This is a genomic window from Streptomyces sp. S063, assembly GCF_002832675.1.
Taxonomy (GTDB): Bacteria; Actinomycetota; Actinomycetes; order Streptomycetales; family Streptomycetaceae; genus Streptomyces; species Streptomyces sindenensis.
This window is the reverse complement of record NZ_CP021707.1, coordinates 2145761-2166775: the sequence shown is the minus strand read 5'-3', so window position 1 is coordinate 2166775 and position 21015 is coordinate 2145761. Positions and strand designations below refer to the sequence as shown.

13 protein-coding genes are annotated in these 21015 nt (G+C 71.5%); all 13 read left to right on the top strand.

Features of this window, described 5'->3' with window-relative positions:
* Positions 1-13 precede the first annotated feature (13 nt).
* A complete protein-coding gene (mreC, locus tag CCZ36_RS09850; RefSeq protein WP_069738275.1) occupies positions 14-1075 on the top strand; it encodes a rod shape-determining protein MreC in 1062 nt (353 codons plus the stop codon).
* A 5-nt stretch (positions 1076-1080) separates the two neighbouring features.
* The gene (gene mreD, locus CCZ36_RS09845; RefSeq protein ID WP_069738276.1) at positions 1081-1746 is read left to right on the top strand and encodes a rod shape-determining protein MreD; all 666 of its coding nucleotides are present in this window, start codon (positions 1081-1083) and stop codon (positions 1744-1746) included.
* A 99-nt stretch (positions 1747-1845) separates the two neighbouring features.
* On the top strand, positions 1846-4068 hold the full coding sequence (gene mrdA / locus CCZ36_RS09840) for a penicillin-binding protein 2 (RefSeq protein ID WP_069738277.1): 2223 nt from the start codon (positions 1846-1848) through the stop codon (positions 4066-4068).
* Complete coding sequence (gene rodA, locus CCZ36_RS09835) at positions 4068-5261, top strand: rod shape-determining protein RodA (RefSeq protein ID WP_128817474.1); 1194 nt, start codon at positions 4068-4070, stop codon at positions 5259-5261. Before mrdA ends, rodA begins: the two co-directional genes overlap by 1 nt.
* A gap of 29 nt (positions 5262-5290) precedes the next feature.
* Positions 5291-6814, top strand: coding sequence for a CYTH and CHAD domain-containing protein (locus CCZ36_RS09830; protein ID WP_128817473.1), 1524 nt, complete (start codon positions 5291-5293; stop codon positions 6812-6814).
* A gap of 52 nt (positions 6815-6866) precedes the next feature.
* Positions 6867-8795, top strand: coding sequence for a TIGR03960 family B12-binding radical SAM protein (locus CCZ36_RS09825; RefSeq protein ID WP_069738280.1), 1929 nt, complete (start codon positions 6867-6869; stop codon positions 8793-8795).
* A 76-nt stretch (positions 8796-8871) separates the two neighbouring features.
* Positions 8872-9996, top strand: a complete 1125-nt coding sequence (locus tag CCZ36_RS09820; protein ID WP_128817472.1) for a hypothetical protein — start codon at positions 8872-8874, stop codon at positions 9994-9996.
* A 123-nt stretch (positions 9997-10119) separates the two neighbouring features.
* The gene (locus CCZ36_RS09815; RefSeq protein WP_069738282.1) at positions 10120-10902 is read left to right on the top strand and encodes a TIGR03936 family radical SAM-associated protein; all 783 of its coding nucleotides are present in this window, start codon (positions 10120-10122) and stop codon (positions 10900-10902) included.
* 228 nt (positions 10903-11130) lie between these two features.
* Positions 11131-15357 (top strand): Rne/Rng family ribonuclease, encoded by a 4227-nt coding sequence (locus tag CCZ36_RS09810; protein WP_128817471.1) that lies wholly within the window; start codon positions 11131-11133, stop codon positions 15355-15357.
* Between the two features lie 334 nt (positions 15358-15691).
* Positions 15692-16810, top strand: coding sequence for a DegT/DnrJ/EryC1/StrS family aminotransferase (locus CCZ36_RS09805; protein ID WP_069742295.1), 1119 nt, complete (start codon positions 15692-15694; stop codon positions 16808-16810).
* Positions 16807-17826: a Gfo/Idh/MocA family protein gene (locus CCZ36_RS09800; RefSeq protein ID WP_128817470.1), complete on the top strand. Its 1020-nt coding sequence runs from the start codon at positions 16807-16809 to the stop codon at positions 17824-17826. Before CCZ36_RS09805 ends, CCZ36_RS09800 begins: the two co-directional genes overlap by 4 nt.
* Positions 17827-17872: 46 nt before the next feature.
* Positions 17873-19396, top strand: coding sequence for a glycosyltransferase family 4 protein (locus CCZ36_RS09795; RefSeq protein WP_069736515.1), 1524 nt, complete (start codon positions 17873-17875; stop codon positions 19394-19396).
* Positions 19393-21012 (top strand): glycosyltransferase family 2 protein, encoded by a 1620-nt coding sequence (locus CCZ36_RS09790; RefSeq protein WP_069736516.1) that lies wholly within the window; start codon positions 19393-19395, stop codon positions 21010-21012. The genes CCZ36_RS09795 and CCZ36_RS09790 overlap by 4 nt, the downstream gene beginning before the upstream one ends.
* Positions 21013-21015 lie beyond the last annotated feature (3 nt).

Here is a 21015-nt window from a genome sequence, read left to right as displayed (position 1 = left end):
ACGGCCGCCGCACGTGAGGGACACACGAGAGAGCCGGCTGCTCCTGGTGCTCTTGATCGCCATCGCATTCGCCCTGATCACGGTGGATATCCGAGGCGGCGAGGGGTCACCGGTCGACGGCGCGCGGCAGGCCGCGGCCACCGTCTTCGGACCGGTCGAGAACGGCGTCGCGGCAGCGGTCGACCCGGTGGGCAACGCCATAGGGGCGGTCAGGGACTCCGGCAACCGGCACGACCGGATCGCCACCCTGGAGAAGGAGAACGCGGCGCTGAAGGCCAAGCTCGGCAGCGACGACCGCACCAACAGCCGGGTCCGTCAGCTCGACGCCATGCTGAAGAACGCGGGCGCCGGACAGTACGGCATCAAGGGCGCCGAGGTCATCGCCATAGGAGCGGCCCAGGGCTTCTCCTGGACGGTCACCATCGACGCCGGTTCCAACGACGGCATCCGCCGCGACATGACCGTCCTCAACGGGGAAGGGCTGGTCGGCCGGGTCACCACGGTCGGCCCGAGCACCGCGACGGTTCTGCTCGCCAACGACCCCGACTTCACCGTCGGCACCCGGATGGAGAAGACCGACGAGCTCGGCTTCGCCACCGGTCAGGGCTCGCGCCCCCTGTCGGTGCAGTTCCTCAACGGCAAGGCCAAGGTGAAGGCCGGCGACCGGCTGGTCACCTTCGGCTCCAGCAAGGACAAGCCGTTCGTGCCCGGCGTCCCGGTCGGCGAGGTCGTCCGCGTCGACCCGTCCGGCGGCGCGCTGACCCGGACGGTCTATGTGAAGCCGTACGTCGGTTTCACCAAGCTCGACATCGTCGGCGTCGTCGTCCAGGCCCCCCGCCAGGACCCGCGCGACACGGTCCTGCCCAAACAGCCCGTCAAGACGAAGCCGAAGCCGACCCCCACCGTCACCGTCACGGTCCAGCCCAACGGCGACCTGGTGGACGGCTCCGGCAAGGTCGTCGGCAACATCAACGAGAAGCCCGGCGACGGCGACGCCGCCGGTGACGCGGCAGGCGACCAACAGGGCAACGCCCAGCAACCCGACAACGCGGCCGACGACCAGGGGCAGGGCTGATCCCCATGCGCATCAACCGGACTCTGCTCGCCACCGCCCTGGTCGTGGTCGCCCTGGTCATCCAGGTCTCCGTCCTCGCCCGTCTCCAGCTCCCCGGCGCCGTCCCGGACCTGCTGCTGCTCACCGTCCTCGGACTCGCCTTCGTGTACGGGCCGGTCAGCGGCTCCCTCATCGGCTTCGGCGCGGGCCTCCTCGCGGACCTCGCGCCGCCCGCCGACCACGCCGCGGGCCGCTACGCCCTGGTGCTCTGCGTCATCGGCTACCTCGCGGGCCTGGTCCGGCCGGAGAACGGGCAGCTGAAGTCGGCCTTCGCCCCGATGGCCGCGGTCGTCGCCGCCGCGATCGGCTCGACCCTGCTGTACGCGGGCGTCGGCGCGCTCGTCGGCGACACCGCCGCCCGCCATGTGGGCTTGGGCAGCCTGCTGTTCACGGCCGCGGTCTACGACCTCCTGCTGGCGCCCTTCACGGTGCCGCTCATCATGGCGCTCGCCAGACGCACCGAGAACGACCCGATCGCCGAGGCCTCCTCCGGCTCCAACGACGTCGCCGCCGGCTGGCTCGCCTCGGGCACCGGTCTGCGGATCGGTAACCAGCGCGGCGGCCTGCGGGCCAAGGCGGCCCGCAACCGGGCAGCCCGCGCGGGCAGGATCAAGGGGGTCAAGCGCCTGTGAAGCCGTACGTGACCGAGGGGCCCGGGGGCATCGCGTGAGGCTGTATCTCCCGGAGAACGACCCCCGCACCCCCAGCCGGACCACCACCGGGGGCACCCAGTGAGCAACATTCCCGAGACCGGGCGGACCCAGCGGGTCCAGATCCGGCTCATCGTCATCCAGGTCCTCGTCTTCTCCCTGCTGCTCACCCTCGGCGGACGCCTCTGGTACCTCCAGATCCGCAACGGCGAGGAGTACACCGCCGAAGCCGCGGGCAACGGCGTCCAGCAGGTCGTCCAGCCCGCCGTGCGCGGCTCGATCCTCGACGCCCGCGGCGTACCGCTCGCCGACAACGAGACCCGCCTCGTCGTCTCCGCCAGCCGCACCGAGCTGCTGAAGATGAAGGACGACGGCGTCGGCGTCCTCACCCGTCTCGCCGAGGTCCTGGACATGAAGCCGAAGGACGTCCGGGACAAGGTCCGCCTCTGCGACTCCAAGACCCCCCAGCCCTGCTGGAACGGCTCGCCCTACCAGCCGATCCCGGTCACCGACGAGGCCACCACCCAGCAGGCCCTCCAGATCCGTGAGCGCGCCGAGGACTTCCCCGGCATCACCGCCGAACCCACCGCCGTACGCCGCTACGCCGCCCCCGGCAAGGCGAAGACCGCGCAGGTGCTCGGCTATCTGTCGCCCGTCACCGACGACGAGATCAAGCAGGCGCAGGACGGCCCGTCGCCCTACCTCCGTTCCGACCAGGTCGGCCGGTCCGGCATCGAGCGCACGTACGACAAGGAGCTGCGCGGCAAGGCGGGCGTCACCCGCTACGAGGTCGACAACCTCGGCCGCGTCATGGGCGAGGCGGAGGACGACCCGGCGGTGGCCGGCTCCACCCTCGTCACCAGCCTCGACGCCCGCGTCCAGGCGGTCGCCGAATACGAGCTCGCCGCCGCGATGAAGCGGGTCCGGGGCGAGACCGACAAGATCACCGGCCGGAAGTACGAGGCCGACTCCGGGGCCGTCGTCGTCATGGAGTCGAAGACCGGCCGGGTCGTGGCGATGGCCTCCCAGCCCGACTACGACCCCAACGACTGGGTCGGCGGCATCTCCGGCAAGCAGTACGCCAAGCTCACCAGCAAGAAGTCCAACTACCCGCTGCTCAACCGGGCCATCCAGGGCCAGGCCCCGGCCGGCTCGATCTTCAAGGTCGTCTCGGCGAGCGCCGCCGTGCGCGCCGGTCACGACTTCAACGACCGCTACCAGTGCAGCAGCTCCTACAGCCTGGGCAACCAGACCTTCGCCAACTTCGAGTCCCAGGGCCACGGCCCCATCACCCTCGGCGACGCGCTCAAGTACTCCTGCAACACGGTCTTCTACCGCCTCGGCCACGAGGAGTGGGTGAAGGACGGCGGCATAAAGCCCAAGAAGGACGCCAAGAACTGGTTCTACACGACCGCTCGTGACTTCGGGCTCGGCGCCGAGACCGGCATCGACCTGCCCAACGAGGTCAAGGGCCGCATCCCGGACCGGAAGTGGAAGCAGGACTTCTGGGAGGCCAACAAGGACGCCTGGTGCAAGGAGGGCAAGAAGGGCGGCACCTACGTCCAGCAGATCGCGTACGAGAGTTGCCTCGAAGGCAACCAGCTCAAGGCCTACGACAGCATCAACTACTCGATCGGCCAAGGCGACGTGCTCGTCACGCCCATTCAGATGGCCACCGCCTACGCCGCCATCAGCAACGGCGGCACCCTCCACGAGCCCACCGTCGGCAAGGCCGTGATCAGCCCCGACGGCAAGACGGTCCAGGAGATCAAGCCCAAGGTCAGCGGGAAGCTCCCGGTCAACGCCCAGACCATCAAGGACCTCGACAAGGGGCTGCGCTCCGTGGTCGAGCCGGGCGGCACCGCCGCCTGGCGGTTCGGCGGCTGGCCGCAGGACAAGATCCCGATGCGCGCCAAGACCGGCACCGCCCAGGTGTACGGCAAGCAGACCACCGGCTGGTTCGCGACCTACACCGACGACTACACCATCGTCATGACGATCTCCCAGGGCGGCACCGGCTCCGGCTCCTCCGGGCCCGCCGTCCGCAAGATCTACGACGCGCTCTACGGCCTCGACTCCGCCGGCAACCAGGATCTGAAGCGGGCACTGCTGCCCAAGCCCCAGAAGGCCCTGCCGAAGATCCAGTCCGACGGCTCGATCCACGCGCCGAAGATCAAGCCCTACGACCCCACTCCGGTCACGCCCGAGGAGCAGCCGGGAGGACAGGAACCCCAGTTGCCCCTGCCGCCCGGAGGCCAGCCCGGACTCACCGGATCACCCGCGTCCACGGGGAGGCAGCCGTAATGGCAGGTGGATTCTCCGTCTCCAGGTACGGCCCCGACGAGGGCTCCTGGGCCAAACTGACGGCCCGCGACTCCCGCGTACGGCGGCTGGACTGGCCGCTGCTCGGGGCCGCGCTGGCGCTCTCGGTCCTCGGCTCGCTGCTCGTGTGGTCCGCGACCCGCAACCGCGACCACCTCACCCAGGGCGACCCCTATTTCTTCCTCCTGCGGCATGCCCTCAACACCGGCATCGGCCTCGCCCTGATGATCGGCACGATCTGGCTCGGCCACCGCACCCTGCGCGGGGCCGTCCCGGTCCTCTACGGCATCTCCGTGCTGCTGGTCCTCGCGGTCCTCACCCCGCTCGGCACCACGGTCAACGGCGCCCACGCCTGGATCAAGCTGCCCGCCGGATTCTCGATCCAGCCCTCCGAGTTCACCAAGATCACCATCATTCTGGTGATGGCGATGCTGCTGGCCGCCCGCGTCGACGCGGGCGACCAGGCCCACCCCGACCACCGCACCGTCGCCAAGGCGCTGGGCCTCGCGGCGATCCCGATGGCCATCGTCATGCTGATGCCGGACCTCGGCTCGGTGATGGTCATGGCCGTCATCGTCCTCGGTGTCCTGCTGGCCTCCGGCGCCTCCAACCGCTGGGTCTTCGGACTCATCGGCGCGGGCGCGGGCGGGGCCGTCGCCATCTGGCAGCTCGGTCTGCTCGACGACTACCAGATCGCCCGGTTCGCCGCCTTCGCCAACCCCGCGCTCGACCCGGCGGGCGTCGGCTACAACACCAACCAGGCCCGCATCGCGATCGGCTCCGGCGGACTCACCGGCACCGGCCTCTTCGAGGGCACCCAGACCACCGGCCAGTTCGTGCCCGAGCAGCAGACCGACTTCGTCTTCACCGTCGCCGGCGAGGAGCTGGGCTTCCTCGGCGCGGGACTGATCATCCTGCTCCTGGGCGTCGTCATGTGGCGCGCCTGCCGGATCGCCCGCGAGACGACCGAGCTGTACGGCACGGTCGTCGCCGCCGGGATCATCGCCTGGTTCGCCTTCCAATCCTTCGAGAACATCGGCATGACGCTCGGCATCATGCCGGTCGCCGGACTGCCGCTGCCCTTCGTCTCGTACGGAGGATCATCGATGTTCGCCGTCTGGGTGGCGGTCGGCCTGCTCCAGTCCATCAGAGTGCAACGCCCGATGTCCGCCTGAACCCGGGCGGTCGCGGGTAGGTGTCGTACATGGCGGACACCAAACGTGAGATCGAGCGGAAGTACGAGGCCACCGAGGACACCCGGCTGCCCGACCTGACACGGGCGGCCGGGGTCGACCGGGTCGCCCCACGCGGCCGGACCGAGCTCGACGCCGTCTACTGGGACACCGCCGACCTCCGCCTCGCCGCCGACTCCCTCACGCTGCGCCGCAGGACCGGCGGGGCCGACGAGGGCTGGCACGTGAAGTTCCCCGTGGCGGTCGGCGTCCGCGACGAGATCCACGAACCGCTCTCCGACACCCTGCCGGCCTCGCTGGCCGCTCTCCTGCGCTCCCGGGTCCGCCACGCGGAGATCGCCCCCGTCGTCCGGCTGCTCTCCTCGCGGGACGTCCACCAGCTGCTGGCCGAGGACGGCACGCTCCTCGCCGAGGTCAGCGTCGACACGGTGCTCGCGGAGCGGCTCGCGGGGGAGGGGAGCGGCACCAGTGCCGCCTGGACAGAGATCGAGGTCGAGCTGGCCGACGACGGTGACCCGGCCGTCCTGGACGCCGTGGAGAAGCGGCTCCGCAAGGCCGGAGTGCGCCCCGCGGAATCCTCCTCGAAGCTCGCCCGGGCGCTGGCGGAGACGACGCCGGGCGGGGGCGGGGACGAACACCCCGAGGCCCCCTCCACCGCGGGCGACCACGTCCTCGCCTACGTACGCGAGCAGATCGCCACGATCGTGCGCCTCGACCCCGCCGTCCGCCGCGACCTTCCCGACTCCGTGCACAAGATGCGCGTCGCCACCCGCCGGCTGCGCAGTACCTTCAAGACCCACCGCAAGATCCTCGACCGCGAGGTCACCGACCCCCTCGGCGCGGAGCTCAAGTGGCTCGCCGCCGAGCTGGGCCTCGACCGCGACCAGGAAGTGCTGGACGAGCGCATCGGCTCCCGCGTCGAGGCCCTGCCCGCCGCCCTGACCCTCGGCCCGGTGCGCGGCAGGCTCCGCGCCTGGTCGGCTGCCCGCCGCACCGGATCGCGCCGCAGGATCATCGACGTACTCGACGGGCAGCGCTATCTGGACCTCCTGGAGGCACTCGACGCGCTGGTCGCCGACCCGCCCCTGCGCCCCGCCGCCCGCAAGGCACCGGGCAAGGCCCTGCCCCGGGCGGTGCTCAAGGACTACGAGAAGCTCGCGCGCCGCATGGACCGCGCCCTGGAGCGGCCGCCGGGCCCCGAGCGGGACACCGCGATGCACGAGGCCCGCAAGGCCGCCAAGCGCGCCCGGTACGCGGGCGAGTCGGCCCGGCCCGCGCTCGGCAAGCCCGCCAAGCGGTTCGCCAAGAGGGTGAAGGCCGTGCAGTCCGTCCTCGGCGGCCACCAGGACAGCGTCGTCGCCCGCGAGGCCCTGCGGACCCTCGCGATCCAGTCGCACGCGGCGGGGGAGACCGCGTTCACCTGGGGACTTCTGTACGGGCAGGAGGAGGCCGCCGCCGAGGCCCGGGAGCGCGAGCTGCCCGAGGTCTGGGCCCGCGCGTCGGACCCCGGACTGCGGGCGGATCTGAAGCACTGAGACGCGGGGTACGCTTGATGGTCACCCCTGCCGGCTCACGAAGGTTCGCGAGATGTCTGCCGCATCGGTCTTCCCACAGCTCGAAGCTCTGCTCCCGCATGTGCAGAAGCCCATCCAGTACGTCGGCGGTGAGCTGAACTCCACCGTCAAGGACTGGGACAGCTGCGACGTCCGCTGGACCCTGATGTACCCCGACGCCTACGAGGTCGGGCTGCCCAACCAGGGCGTCATGATCCTCTACGAGGTACTGAACGAGCGCGAGGGTGTCCTCGCCGAGCGCACGTACAGCGTCTGGCCGGACCTCGAAGAGCTGATGCGCGAGCACAACGTGCCTCAGTTCACCGTGGACAGCCACCGTCCCGTCGGCGCGTTCGACGTCTTCGGGCTCAGCTTCTCCACCGAGCTCGGCTACACCAACATGCTCACCGCCCTGGACCTGGCGGGCATCCCGCTGGAGTCCAAGGACCGCACGGTGGACCACCCGATCGTCCTCGCGGGCGGCCACGCGGCCTTCAACCCCGAGCCGATCGCGGACTTCATCGACTGCGCGGTCGTCGGCGACGGCGAGCAGGCCGTCCTGGAGATCACCGAGATCATCCGCGCCTGGAAGGCCGAGGGCCGGCCCGGCGGCCGCGACGAGGTGCTCTTCCGGCTCTCGAAGACCGGCGGCGTCTACGTCCCGCGCTTCTACGACGTCGAGTACCTCCCCGACGGCCGCATCGGCCGCGTCGTGCCCAACCGCTCCGGCGTGCCGTGGCGGGTCTCCAAGCACACGGTGATGGACCTCGACGAGTGGCCCTACCCCAAGCAGCCCCTCGTCCCGCTCGCGGAGACCGTGCACGAGCGGATGTCCGTGGAGATCTTCCGCGGCTGCACCCGCGGCTGCCGTTTCTGCCAGGCCGGCATGATCACGCGCCCCGTGCGGGAGCGAAGCATCACCGGCATCGGCGAAATGGTCGACAAGGGTCTCAAGGCGACCGGCTTCGAGGAGGTCGGCCTCCTCTCGCTCTCCTCCGCCGACCACAGCGAGATCGGCGACATCGCCAAGGGTCTCGCCGACCGCTACACCGACGACAAGATCGGCCTCTCGCTCCCCTCCACCCGCGTCGACGCGTTCAACGTGGACCTGGCCAACGAGCTGACCCGCAACGGACGCCGCTCCGGCCTCACCTTCGCCCCCGAGGGCGGCTCCGAGCGCATGCGCAAGGTCATCAACAAGATGGTCTCGGAGGAGGACCTGATCCGCACGGTCGCCACCGCGTACGGCAACGGCTGGCGTCAGGTGAAGCTGTACTTCATGTGCGGCCTGCCCACCGAGACCGACGAGGACGTCCTGCAGATCGGCGACATGGCGGTCAACGTCATCGCCAAGGGCCGCGAGGTCTCCGGCCAGAACGACATCCGCTGCACCGTCTCCATCGGCGGGTTCGTGCCCAAGCCGCACACCCCCTTCCAGTGGGCCCCCCAGCTCAGCGCCGAGGACACCGACGCCCGGCTGAAGAAGCTCCGGGACAAGATCCGCGGCGACAAGAAGTACGGCCGTTCCATCGGCTTCCGCTACCACGACGGCAAGCCCGGCATCGTCGAGGGCCTCCTCTCGCGCGGCGACCGCCGTGTCGGCTCCGTCATCCGCGCGGTCTACGAGTCCGGCGGCCGCTTCGACGGGTGGCGCGAGCACTTCAGCTACGACCTCTGGATGAACTGCGCCCAGAAGACGCTCCCCGAGTTCGGCGTCGACGTCGACTGGTACACCACCCGCGAGCGCACCTACGAGGAGGTCCTGCCCTGGGACCACCTCGACTCCGGTCTGGACAAGGACTGGCTCTGGGAGGACTGGCAGGACGCGCTCGACGAGACCGAGGTCGAGGACTGCCGCTGGACCCCCTGCTTCGACTGCGGGGTCTGCCCGCAGCTCGACCTGGACATCCAGATCGGCCCCACCGGCAAGAAGCTCCTGCCGCTGAGCGTCGTGAACAAGTAGCCGGCCCTTCGGCGGCGCGGCGACACGAAGACCCGGTTCCGGCAACTGCGGACCGGGTCTTCGCGTCTTTCCCGGCATGGACGGCAGAGAGCACCAGGAACTGGACCCGTACGCGCCGGAGACCACCCCGAACAGGCTGGTCAGGGTCGTGGTGCGCACGGTGGTGCTGATCGTGGTCCTGCCCGTCCGCATGGTCTGGGACGTCCTGGCCGGCGCCTGGCACACCGTGGACCGGGTCGTGCTGCCCCCGCTCGGACGGGCGCTGGCGGCGCTGGGCGCGGCGCTCGGGCGAGGCCTGGAGATGCTGTTCGGCGGCATCGGCTGGTTGGTGGGGACGCTGTTCGGCGTTCTGGTGCTGATTCCGCTGAAGTGGCTGTACACCTCGGTGTTCACCCCGCTGGGCCACGGCCTGAGATGGATCGGCACCGCCCTGCTCGCCCCGGCGGCGCGCGGTCTCGGAACGGGCCTGACCTGGCTCTTCATCACTCTCCTCGTCGTGCCGGTCGCGGGCCTGTGGCGCTACGCGATCGTCCCCGTGGTGCGCTACGGCCTGGTCGTCCCGGCGATGTGGCTGTACGGAGCCGTGCTCACGCCGATCGGCCGCGGCACGGCCTGGGTCCTGCGCAAGCTGTGGCAGGGCACCGCCTGGACCCTGGCGCAGCTGTGGCGGGGGGTCTCGGCCACCGGACGCGGGCTCGGCCTGGCGGTTGCCTGGCTGGTCATGACCCTGCTGGTCGCGCCCCTCGGCTGGATGTACCGACGGATCCTGACCCCGGCCGGCCGGGAGATCGCCGCCGCGTTCGAGGTCGCCTGGCGGATCGCCGGATACGTCTCCCGGGCCGTCGGCCGGGGCCTCGCACGGCTCGCGTGGTATCTGATCGGCGCACCGGCCTCCTGGGCGTACCGCACGGTGTGTACGCCCGTCGGCCACTTCCTGCGCGACGCGGTCTGGGCCCCGGCCCGGCGCGCCGCCGCCGAAGCGGGCCGGGCGGCCCGCGCGGCCCTCGCCACCGCCCGGGAAACCGTCCGCCAGGCGCGTCGCGACGCCTGGCGGGCCCTGGTCGGCGCCCCGGCCGTCGAGCGGCCTGGGGAACCGCGAGGGATCCCTGCGCGTACTCTGGGTAGTACAACGACTGTCCCCAGCGCGGCGCAGGCGTCCGAGACCCCTCTGGGCGGCGAACCATTCGCCAAACAGGGGTGAGCCGGAGCGGCACCCCGGGGACCACCCGTATTTCGTGGGCGGCGCGCCACCGCGCCCGCCCCGCACCGAGGAGAAGAACCACTGGGCAAGCGACAGCCCGAAGGCCCGCCGCCCGCACCGGCAGTGCAGCGCATCCGTCTGCGCTACACCAAGCGCGGCCGCCTCCGGTTCACCAGCCACCGAGACTTCCAGCGGGCCTTCGAGCGGGCACTGCGCCGCTCCGAGGTGCCGATGGCGTATTCGGCGGGTTTCACGCCCCACCCCAAGGTCTCCTACGCCAATGCCGCACCCACCGGCACGGGCAGCGAGGCGGAGTTCCTGGAGATCGCCCTCACCGAGGCCCGGGACCCCGAGGTCCTGCGCGAACTGCTCGACGCGTCCATGCCGGTCGGCCTCGACATCGTCGACGCGGTGGAGGCCCGCACCTCGGGCCTGGCCGAACGGCTCACCGCCTCCGTCTGGGAGCTGCGCCTGGACGGCGTCGACCCCGAGGACGTCCGCACCGCCGTGGCCGCGTTCAACGACGCGGAGACCGTCGAGGTCCAGCGCAAGGCCAAGAACGGCATCCGGACGTTCGACGCCCGCGCCGCCGTCGCCGACCTGCGGGTCGTCGACGCTCCGGTCGATAGGCCGGGCGAGCGGCCCTGTGCGATACTGCGCCTGGTTGTTCGGCACGTGACACCTGCCGTCCGACCCGACGACGTCCTGTCCGGTCTCCGAGCTGTGGCCGACCTGGCGCCGCCGGTCCCCGCAGCGGTGACCAGGCTGGCGCAGGGGCTCTTCGACGAGGAGTCCGGCACGGTGACCGACCCTCTCGCGCCCGACCGCGAGGCCGCCCCGACCGCACATCCCGCGGTCGCCGGGGCAGCCGTCGCGACGGCGCCGGAAGGTGCGGGTTCCGCGTAAGGCGGTCGTTGTAGCGCAGCCCTCCGACCCGGGAGCCACCTGGGTCGGGCCGCGCACTGACCCACAAGACTTTCGCCAGGCCGTACGCACACCGCATACGGAACCGGCGAGCCAGACATCAGTTCCCGTGCGGCGCCCGCGCCCCGGACGGCGGTATCGCACCACAGCGGACCGAGCCGGACCGGAATCAGACGCGGCGCCCGGGAGCACGACGGGAGAACCGCCCGCATGCCTCAGCCGAACGAACCCGGCACGACCGGGAACAACGAAGAGAACACCCCCGGGGACAAGCTGCCGCCGCGCCGCAGGCGCCGCGCCGCCTCCCGCCCCGCGGGCCCGCCCGGCGCGACCGCGGCGCCCGCCGAGGACGTCACGCCGGCCATACCGGCCGCCGAGTCCGCCGCCCCGGCCGTGGACGACACACCCGACGCCCCGGTCGCCGAGACCGCCCCGCCCGCCCGTACGCGCCGCCGCGCCGTGCGCAAGGCCACCGCGCCCGCGGGCGCCCCCGCGCCCGCGGAGGCGGACGCGGAGACCGCCGAGCCCGCCGCGGCCGCCGAGACCCCCGCGCAGCCCACCGCCGAAGAGGAGTCCGCCGCGCCCGCGCCGCGCACCCGCCGTCGCGCGGTCCGCAAGGCGACGTCCCCTGCAGGTGCGCCGCAGTCCGCCGAGGCCCCCGCCCCGGTCGTCGAGACCCCGGCCGAGCCCGCAGCCGACGAAGAGACCGAGGTCGCCGTGGAGACCCCCGACGAGGCCCCGGCGCCCCGCCGCCGTCGCGCCTCCCGCAAGGCCACCTCGCCCGCCGGCGCCCCGCAGTCCGCCGAGGCCGCTGTCGTCGTCGAGCCCGCTGCCGCCGCTGTCGAGGAGCCCGCCCCGGCCGCCGAGCCCGCCGCCGACGTGGCGGAGCCCACCGCCCCGCGTGGCCGTACCCGCCGCCGCGCCTCCGCCCCGGCCGGTGCGCCGCAGGCCGCCGCACCCGTCGCCGAGCCGGTGACCGCACCGGAGCCGGCCGCCGCCGAGTCCGCCGCGCCCGCCGCCGAGGCCGGGGCCGCGGAGGAGGCGCCCGCCCCGCGCACCCGCCGCCGCGCGTCCCGCAAGGCGTCCGCGCCCGCCGGAGCGCCGCAGGTCAGCGAGGCCGCCGAGAGCGTCACCGAGCCCGTCGAGACCGGCGAGAGCCTGCCCGCCGCCGTCGCCGAGGAGCTCGCCGCCGAGGCGGACGAGGTCGAGGAGGCCGCCCCGCGCGGCCGCCAGCGCCGCCGGGCCACGGCTGCCGCGGGCCGCCCCGAGTTCACGGCCAAGGCCGATGAGCCGACCCGCAAGAGCCGCCGCGCCACGCGCCCCGCCGTCGCCGTCTTCCAGGCTCCGGTCTTCGCCGAGCCGATGTTCCAGACCCCCGAGACCGCGGCCGCCGCAGCCGCCGCGGCCGGTTCCACGTCGCCGTACGACGAGGTGGACGAGGCCGAGGAGCAGCAGACCGCCGAGGCCGAGCAGAACACCGCGCCCGCCGAGGCCGCGCCGCAGAGTGGTTCGCGCCGCCGTCGCCGCCGCCGTGGCGAGGCCGAGGCGACCGAGCAGACCGCCGAGTCCGCCGCCCCGGCGCAGGAGCCCGCCGAGCAGACCGCCGACGAGGCCCTCGAGGCCGAGGCGGAGGAGCCCGAGGGCGAGGACACCGACGAGTACGGCGACCGCCCCTCGCGCCGTCGCCGCCGTGGTGGCCGCCGTCGCCGTCGTGGCGAGGCCAACGACATGGACGACGAGCAGACCGCCGACGAGGCGTCCGCGCCCGCCCGTGCCGAGGAGTCCCGCTCCGAGGACGAGCAGGACGGCGGCCGTGGCCAGGCTCCCGAGGCCGCCGAGGAGAGCGACGAGGACGACGACTCCTCGGCGTCCTCCTCCAGCAGCTCCCGCCGTCGCCGCCGGCGGCGTCGCCGCAGCGGTGACGCCGCCGTCGACACCGACAACGGCTCCGACGACCCGGAGCGGACGGTCGTCAAGGTCCGCGAGCCGCGCAAGAAGGAGGAGCGCGAGCCGGGCACCGGCTTCGACGAGGTCCAGTCCATCAAGGGCTCGACCCGGATGGAGGCCAAGAAGCAGCGCCGCCGCGAGGGCCGCGAGCAGGGCCGCCGCCGGGTCCCGATCATCACCGAGGCGGAGTTCCTCGCCCGCCGCGAGGCCGTCGAGCGCGTGATGGTCGTCCGCCAGAACGGCGAGCGCACCCAGATCGGCGTCCTCGAGGACAACGTGCTCGTCGAGCACTACGTCAACAAGGAGCAGGCCACCAGCTACGTCGGCAACGTCTACCTGGGCAAGGTCCAGAACGTGCTGCCGTCCATGGAGGCCGCCTTCGTCGACATCGGCAAGGGCCGCAACGCCGTCCTGTACGCCGGTGAGGTCAACTTCGAGGCGCTCGGCATGGCCCACGGGCCGCGCCGCATCGAGACCGCGCTCAAGTCCGGCCAGTCGGTCCTGGTCCAGGTCACCAAGGACCCGATCGGCCACAAGGGCGCGCGTCTCACCAGCCAGGTCTCGCTGCCCGGCCGCTACCTCGTCTACGTGCCCGAGGGCTCGATGACCGGGATCAGCCGCAAGCTGCCCGACACCGAGCGCTCCCGCCTCAAGACCATCCTCAAGAAGATCGTCCCCGAGGACGCGGGCGTCATCGTGCGCACCGCCGCCGAGGGCGCGAGCGAGGACGAGCTGCGCCGTGACGTCGAGCGGCTCCAGCAGCAGTGGGAGGACATCCAGAAGAAGGCGAAGGGCACCAGCGGCTCCAACGCGCCGACGCTGCTCTACGGCGAGCCGGACATGACCGTCCGGGTCGTCCGCGACATCTTCAACGAGGACTTCTCCAAGGTCATCGTCAGCGGCGACGACGCGTGGGAGACCATCCACGGGTACGTCTCGCACGTCGCGCCGGACCTCACCGAGCGGCTCTCCCGCTGGACCTCCGAGGTCGACGTCTTCGCGACGTACCGCATCGACGAGCAGCTGATGAAGGCGCTGGACCGCAAGGTCTACTTGCCCAGCGGCGGTTCGCTGGTGATCGACAAGACCGAGGCGATGGTCGTCGTCGACGTCAACACCGGCAAGTTCACCGGCCAGGGCGGCAACCTGGAGGAGACCGTCACCAGGAACAACCTGGAGGCGGCCGAGGAGATCGTGCGCCAGCTGCGGCTGCGCGACCTCGGCGGCATCGTCGTCGTCGACTTCATCGACATGGTGCTGGAGTCCAACCGGGACCTGGTGCTGCGGCGGCTCCTGGAGTGCCTGGGCCGTGACCGCACCAAGCACCAGGTCGCGGAGGTCACCTCGCTGGGCCTGGTCCAGATGACCCGCAAGCGGGTGGGCCAGGGTCTGCTGGAGTCCTTCTCCGAGACCTGCGTCCACTGCAACGGCCGCGGTGTCATCGTCCACATGGAGCAGCCGACGTCCGTCGGCGGCGGTGGCGGCGGCAAGAAGTCGAAGAAGCGCGGCCGTGGCGGCGCCGGCCAGGACCACGAGCACACCCACGACCACGACCACGGCTCCGAGGACCAGGTGTCCGCCGAGCCCGAGGAGACGGAGACCGAGGCCGAACTGGCCGCCGAGGTCGCCGCCCCGGTGGCCGTGGAGCCCGAGGTCACCGCCGACGAGGAGTTCTACGGCAGCCCCGCCGAGGCCGAGGCGGCCGCCTCGCGCCGTGGCCGCCGCCGGGCCTCCCGCAAGGCGTCGGCCCCGGCCGGCGCCCCGAAGGCCGAGGCGCCCGCGCCGGTTGTGGAGGCTCCGGTCGCCGAGGCCCCTGTCGTGGAGGCCGCCGAGGTCGCGGAGACCTCCGAGGCCGCCGCAGCCCCCGAGGCTCCGGCCGAGGCCGCGCCCCAGGGCCGTACGCGCCGTCGGGCCACCCGTAAGGCCACCGCCCCGGCGGGTTCGCCGAAGCAGGCCGAAGCGGCGGAGCCGGTACAGCCGGCCGAGCCCAGCACGGACCCGGTCGCGGTCGAGGACCCGGTCGTCGAGGCGCCCGCCGCCGAGACCCCGGCCCCCGAGACCCCGGTGGAGCAGGCCCCCGAGGCCGAGGCCCCCGTGGCCGCCCCGCCGCGTGCCCGGCGCCGGGTGACCCGTAAGGTCACCGCTCCGGCGGGTTCGCCCACCGGGTCGGCCGAGGCGGAGATCGTCGTGGTCGCTCCGGCGCCGGAGGCGAAGGAGTCCGAGGCGAAGGCCCCGGAGACCGGAGCGACGGAGTTCGAGCCCGCGGAGGCCGCCCCGGCGAAGAAGACGGCCCGCAAGGCCGCCGCCAAGAAGGCCCCGGCGAAGAAGGCGGCGGCCAAGAAGACCGCCGCGAAGAAGACCGCCGCGAAGAAGACGACGGCGAAGACGGCCGCGAAGAAGGCGACGAAGAAAAGCGTCGCAGCCGAGCAGTCGTCGCCTTCTGTGACGGTTTCCACGCCCCCGGCGGACGGTGAATCATCGGCGAGCTGATGAATGGGTAACCGTTCGTTCATCTTCAGGGTGTCCCGCTCCGAGCACATAGGGGCGGGACACCTGCTTTGTTTCAGAACTGATGCATAAGTGGGTTAACGAGACCGAAATGCGTCAAGAAATCCCTGATAATGTGACGATGGTTGCCGTGCGTGTGATCGTTCTTCACGAAAACTACGGATGGTGACACGGCCCGCGACGCTATCGATCGGGCCGGATCCCTCGGCAGGGCGTCGGCATTGCGCCGGTGGGGTTAAGCGCGACCTCGTAGGGCGTCCCGCACCTCAAAGCTCTGCCTGGTAACGAGCTCTTGCGGTGTTCAAGGAGGATGTCCATGACGAGCATCAACGAGCAGCCGATTCCCGCTGCCCGTCCGGTCATCGGGGAAGACGAGATCGAAGCGGCCGTACGCGTACTGCGCAGCGGCCGCGTCGTCCAGGGCCCGGAAGTCGCGGCCTTCGAGGAAGGCTTCTCGCACCTGGTGGACGGTCGGCACTGCGTCGCCGTGAACTCGGGTACCTCGGCCTTGCACCTGCTGCTGCTCGCCCTGGGCATCGGCCCCGGCGACGAGGTGATCGTCCCCTCCTTCTCCTTCGCTGCCTCCGCCAACGCCGTCCGCCTGGTCGGCGCCGACGTGGTGTTCGCCGACATCGAGCCCGGCAGCTTCGGTCTCGACCCGGCCGCTGTCGAAGCCGCGATCACGCCGCGCACCGCCGCGATCATGCCGGTGCACCTCTACGGTCACCCCGCCGCGATGGACAAGCTCATGCCCATCGCGCAGAAGCACGGCCTCGCCGTGGTCGAGGACGCCTGCCAGGCCCACGCGGCTGCGCTGAACGGCACCCCGGTCGGAGCGTTCGGCGCCGGCGGCACCTTCAGCTTCTACCCGACCAAGAACATGCACTCCCTCGAAGGCGGCATGGTCTCCACGGCCGACGCCGAACTGGCCCGCACCCTGCGCCTGTTGCGTAACCAGGGCATGGAGCAGCGCTACGCCAACGAGATCGTCGGCGCCAACATGCGGATGACCGACGTGTCCGCCGCCGTCGGCCGCGTACAGCTCGGCAAGCTGGAAGGCTGGACCGAGCAGCGCCGCGCCAACGCCGCGTACCTCGACGCCCACATCACCGCCCCGGCAGTCACCACGCCGCCGGTCGCCGAGGGCGCGCGGCACATCTACCACCAGTACACCGTGCGCATCCAGGGTGACCGGGACGCCGCGATGGCGAAGCTCACCGAGGCGGGCGTCGGCAACGCGGTCTACTACCCGACGCCGATCCACCGTCTGAAGCCCTACTGGGAGCCGGACCAGAAGGCGGGCCGTACCTGGGACCTGCCCGAGACCGAAAAGGCCGCCGCCGAGGTCGTCTCGCTGCCCGTCCACCCCTCGCTCACCCAGGGAGACCTGGAGCGCATCGTCACCGCTGTGAACGCCCTCGGGGAGAACCTGTGACCGCCGTACTCAAGGCCGGGCTCGTCGGCCTCGGCTCCATGGGCCGCCACCACGCCCGTGTCCTCGCGAGCCTGGAGGGCGTCGAACTGGTCGGCGTCGTCGACCCGATGGGTGACAAGAACGGCTGGGCCCAGGGCGCACCCGTGCTCTCCACCGTCGAGGAGCTCATCGTCCTCGGCATCGACTACGCCGTCGTTGCCTGCCCGACCGCGCTGCACGAGGAGGTCGGCCTCCAGCTCGCGGAGGCCGGCGTCGGTGCCCTGATCGAGAAGCCGCTCGCCGACACCGTCGAGGGCGCCCACCGCCTCGTGGACGCCTTCGAGTCGCGCGGCCTGGTCGCAGGCGTCGGCCACATCGAACGCTGCAACCCCGCGCTGCTCTCGCTCCGTGCCCGCCTGGAGGCCGGTGAGCTGGGCGACGTCTACCAGGTCGTCACCCGCCGCCAGGGCCCCTTCCCCCACCGGATCGCCGACGTCGGCGTGGTCAAGGACCTGGCCACCCACGACATCGACCTGACCGCCTGGGTCACCGGCCAGACGTACACGTCCATCGCGGCGCACACCGTCTCCAAGTCGGGCCGCCCCCACGAGGACATGGTCTCCGCGGTGGGCCAGCTGTCCGACGGCACGATGGTCAACCACCTGGTCAACTGGCTGAGCCCGCTCAAGGAACGATTCACCTCGGTCACGGGCGAGCGCGGCTGCTTCATCGCCGACACCCTCACCGCCGACCTCACGTTCCACTCGAATGCCGCCGTCGCCACCGAATGGGAGGCGCTGCGCGCGTTCCGCGGGGTCGCCGAGGGCGACATGATCCGCTACGCCATCCCCAAGCGCGAGCCCCTGCTTGTCGAGCACGAGCTGTTCCGCGACGCTGTGCAGGGCAAGCCCGCCGACATCTGCACGCTGCGGCAGGGGCTGCGTACCGTCGAGGTGGCGACATCGCTGCTCGACTCGGCCAACCGTGGCCAGACCGTCGTATTCGAGACAGGAGAGCCTGCCCGCCATGGCGAATGACAGCTCGGCCGCGAGGCCGGAGCGTAGTCCCCGGGGAAAGATCGTCATGCTCGTCGACAACGGCGTCAACGGCGATTCCCGGGTGCAGAAGGAAGCCCGCTCGGCGGCGGAGGCCGGGTGGGACGTGGTGCTTCTGGGCAAGTCGCCCACCAAGAAGTCCCAGAAGTGGTGGCTCGGCGATGCCGAGGTCCGCCTGCTGCATGTGCCCACGCCCATGCACCGGCGCCGTCACGAGTACCGCAGGGCCGTTCTGCGTTCGCCTCTCGCGTATCCGCCCGGTCCGCTCGCGGAGTACCGCAAGCAGCGGATGAAGGCGTGGCGTGCCGAGCTGAACATCCGGAACGTCGAGGCCAGGCGCAACGGTTCCCCGCTCGGCGTCGCGCGTCTGGTGCCCCCGCGGCTGCTGGCGAAGACGCTGAGCAAGTGGGTCCGCCTCCGAGCAGGCCGCACGGAGGCGCTCGCGCGGCGTCGCAAGAACATGGACTCGCCGCTGGACCGCTTCACCACGGCTTTCTGGGTCCGCACCATGGGCGACCGGGCTTGGCGGCGCCTCGACCCGGCTCTGTGGGACTTCGAGCTGGCGTACGGCAAGGTCATCGACCGGCTCGAACCCGACGTGATCCACGCCAACGACTTCCGCATGCTCGGCGTGGCCGCGCGGGCGAAGCTGCGCGCCGAGGCCAAGGGCCGTGAGGTCAAGCTCCTCTGGGACGTGCACGAGTTCCTCCCCGGGATCAAGCCGTGGAGCTCGCACCCGCGCTGGCACATCGCGCAGTGCGGGCACGAGCGGGAGTATGCCAAGTACGCCGACGCCGTCACGACGGTCTCCAGCACCCTCGCGGAGATGCTGGTCGAGCGCCACGGCCTCAAGGCCCTGCCGGAAGTCGTGCTGAACGCCCCGGACGCGGAGGTCTCCCCGGAGCAGGCCGCGGAGCCGGTACCCGACCTGCGCGAACTGTGCGGTATCGGCCCGGACGTCCCGCTGGCGGTCTACAGCGGTGCCGCGGCCCCGCAGCGTGGTCTCGACATCATGATCGAGGGGTTGCCCCAGCTCCCCGGTACGCATGTGGCCTTCGTCGTCCTGCGGCCCAACTCGGCCTACATGCAGGAACTCGAGCAACGAGCCGCCGAACTGGGCGTCTCGGACCGGTTGCACATCCTGCCGTACGTGCCCCACTACCAGGTGGTTCCCTTCCTGTCCGCGGCCAGCGTGGGCGTCATCCCGATCCACCATTGGCCGAACCACGAGATCGCCTTGATCACCAAGTTCTTCGAGTACTCCCACGCCCGCCTGCCGTTCGTGGTGAGTGACGTCAAGACGATGGGGGAGATGGTCGCGCGGACCGGTCAGGGCGAAGTGTTCACCGCCGAGGACGTCTCCGACTACGTACGCGCGGTCAAGTCGGTGCTCGCCGACCCCGCGAAGTACCGCGCCGTCTACGCACGCGAGGGGCTGCTGGAAAACTGGACCTGGGAGGCGCAGGCCGAGGTCCTGGACGGCGTCTACACGCGTCTGACCGGCGCTGCACCGGTGAAGGCGCATCAACCGGACTCCCAGGTGATGGCATGACACGAGAGCCCGATGTCACCGTCGTCGTCGCCGTCTACAACACCATGCCCTACCTCACGGAGTGCCTGGACTCCTTGATCCGGCAGAGCATCGGTCTGGAGCGGCTGGAGGTCGTGGCCGTCGACGACGGGTCGACCGACGGGAGCGGTGCCGAACTCGACCGGTTCGCCGAGCGCCACCCCGACGTGGTGAAGGTGCTCCACCAGCCGAACTCGGGAGGCCCCGCCGCGCCCAGCAATCGGGCGCTGGACGTGGCCACCGGACGTTTCGTCTACTTCATAGGTGCGGACGATTACCTCGGCGAAGAGGCGCTGGAGAGGATGGTCTCCACCGCCGACGCCAACGGGGCCGACGTCGTCGTCGGGAAGATGGTCGGCACGAACGGCCGGTACGTTCACCAGAAGCTGTACGACGGGAACCATCCCGACATCAGCCTCTACGACTCGGCGCTGCCCTTCACCCTGGCCAACACCAAGCTCTTCCGCCGCGATCTGGTGGAGAAGCACGGACTCCGCTTCCCCGAGGACATGCCGGTCGGCAGCGACCAGCCGTTCACCATCGAGGCGTGCGTACGGGCCCGGAAGATCTCGGTGATCTCCGACTACACCTGCTACTACGCGGTCAAGCGCGGCGACAGCAGCAACATCACCTACCGGGCGGACCACCTGGCCAGGCTGCGCTGTGTCGAGCAGATCATGGAGCACACGGCCGGTCTGATCCCCGCGGGTCCGCAGCGCGACGCCGTCCTCAAGCGCCACTTCGACTGGGAGCTGTCCAAGCTTCTCCAGCAGGACTTCCCGGCACTCGACCTGGACACCCGCCGTCAGGTGTGCAAGGGCGTCGGGGCGCTGGTGGACAGCTACTTCACCGACGGCCTGCGGGACGGCACCGGCGTCAAGCGCCGGGTCCGCTTCGGCCTGGCCCGCAGCGGTGCCGTCGAGGAACTGACCCGCGCCGTCGCGGAGGAGACCGCGCACGGAGCGCCGCCCTTCCTGCTGGAGGGTGGCCGTGCTTTCGCTACCTATCCCGGATTCCGGGACCCGGCCGTCGGCCTCGACGACCGTTGGTACGAGGTGCTCGGCGAGACGGTGGCCGGCCGCCTCTCCGCCGGTACGCGCCTGGAGTCGGCCGACTGGGACCAGCACGGCACGGAACTGAACTTCGTCGTGACCCTGCGGGCCGGTATCACCGGCGACACGTCCTCCGCCGTTGTCGCCCTGGCCCAGGGCGCCATGCCCCAGAGCGCGGACAAGGCCGGTGCGCGCAAACTGCCGGCGAACGCCACGCGTCCGCAGTGCGTCGGCACGCTCACCGCCGACGCCGCGGCGGACGGCGGCACCCTGCTGACCGCCCGCATCCCGCTGGCGGCCACCCGGTCCAAGAGGGGCGTCCGCCTCTACGTGGACGTGGCCGGCTCGACGTACGAGGTCCCGGTCCGCACCGAAGGGCAGCCGATGCCGTTGGCACGCCGCTGGGGGAGCGACGAGCCCCACCGCGTGGCAGCGAGCACCAACACCAAGGGCCGGCTCGTGGTCACGACGGCCCCCCTGCGGGAACCGAAGTCCGGCGTGGGCGCGCGGCTGCGCCGAACGCTGTCCAGGTCGAAGAGGAAGTAACCG